The sequence below is a fragment of the Rugamonas apoptosis genome (assembly GCF_014042355.1).
Lineage (GTDB): Bacteria > Pseudomonadota > Gammaproteobacteria > Burkholderiales > Burkholderiaceae_D > Rugamonas > Rugamonas apoptosis.
Genome location: NZ_JACEZU010000036.1, coordinates 1 through 1,366 on the forward strand (window position 1 = coordinate 1; position 1,366 = coordinate 1,366).

General features: G+C 60.1%; 1 protein-coding gene. It reads left to right on the forward strand.

The genetic code is table 11. The features are described from left to right. Nucleotides 1–70: 70 nt before the first annotated feature. Nucleotides 71–1,329 (forward strand): IS3 family transposase gene (locus tag H3H39_RS27295; protein ID WP_229218362.1). Its coding sequence is split into 2 segments (ribosomal slippage): nt 71–410 and nt 410–1,329, totalling 1,260 coding nucleotides; the frame shifts between segments, so codons are not numbered across the junction. Nucleotides 1,330–1,366: the final 37 nt, after the last annotated feature.

Here is a 1,366-nt window from a genome sequence, read left to right on the forward strand (position 1 = left end):
TGAAATAGCCCCCTGATTCACCGGACACAGCCTATGCGCTATTCTTACGGATAGGAATAGGACTGTGCATATGACTAGGAACAAGCAAACAATCGAGGTTGTAACGATAAGCCAGGAGCGCCGCAGGCGCTGGTCAGCCGATGAAAAGGCGGCGCTGGTGCGCGAGACATACGAGCCGGGCATGACCGTCTCGCTGGTCGCCCGCAAGCACGGTGTCGGCGCCAGTCAGCTATTCAACTGGCGCAAGCTGGAACGCGAAGGCGCGCTCACGGCGGTCTCGGCTGGTGAATCGGTGGTGCCGGCAAGCGAACTGGCCGCCGCCCGCGCCCAGATCGCCCAGCTGCAACGGATGCTGGGCAAGAAGACGATGGAAGCGGAGATCCTGAAGGAGGCAGTCGAGTTCGCTCGCGAAAAAAAGTGGATTGCGCGCTCGCCCTTGTTGGACAAGGACGGCCAGTAAAGGCGGTCTGTTCGGCACTGGGCGTGGCGCGCTCGAATGTGTGCACTAGGGCGGCGCGCCCGACCGACTGGGTTGATGGCCGTACTGTGCAGACGTTCCACCAGCCTACCGACGCCATCTTGGTCGACGCGGTGCGCGCCGAAATCACGGCACTGCCGACTTACGGGTATCGCAGGGCGGGCGCCTTGGTGAATCGAACGCGTGCTGTGATGGGCCTGCAGTCGATCAACCACAAGCGGTTTTATCGGTTAATGAAGGAGCACCGCCTGTTGCTGCCGAAGGCGCCAAAACGCCGCGTCAGCAGCCGCGTGCACGACGGCGTCGTGGCCGTGGCCGAGCCAAATCAGCGCTGGTGTTCGGATGGATTTGAGATCGCTTGCGACAATGGAGAGGTTGTCACTGGCGTGTTCATGAAGGACTGCTGTGATCGCGAAATCATTGCTTGGCGTGCCTGGGCTGAACGTGGCTTGCCTGGTGAGCCAGTACGCGACATGTTGGTGGAAGCGGTCGAGGCTCGGTTTGGCCAGGCCAGCATCGGCTCTGCGAAGCTGGAGTTCTTGAGCGACAATGGCGGCGCCTACCGGGCCCATGAAACGCATGCTCTGGTTCGCGCGTTGGGCTTGGAGCCGATTCATACGCCGGTGTGCAGCCCGCAGTCGAACGGGATCGCTGAAAGCTTTGTGAACACATTTAAACGGGATTACGTCAGCCTGATGGACCGCACCAATGCCAAAGTCGTTCTCGCGCAACTGCCAGACGCTTTTATGCATTTCAATGAGGTTCATCCGCATTCATCGTTGAAGTTGAAATCGCCTCGCATGTTCAGGAGGGAGCTGGCGCGCCGGGCTCAGGAAAACGGCGCTAACTAAGCGATAGGCTGTGTCCGGCTATACGGGGGCAAGATCA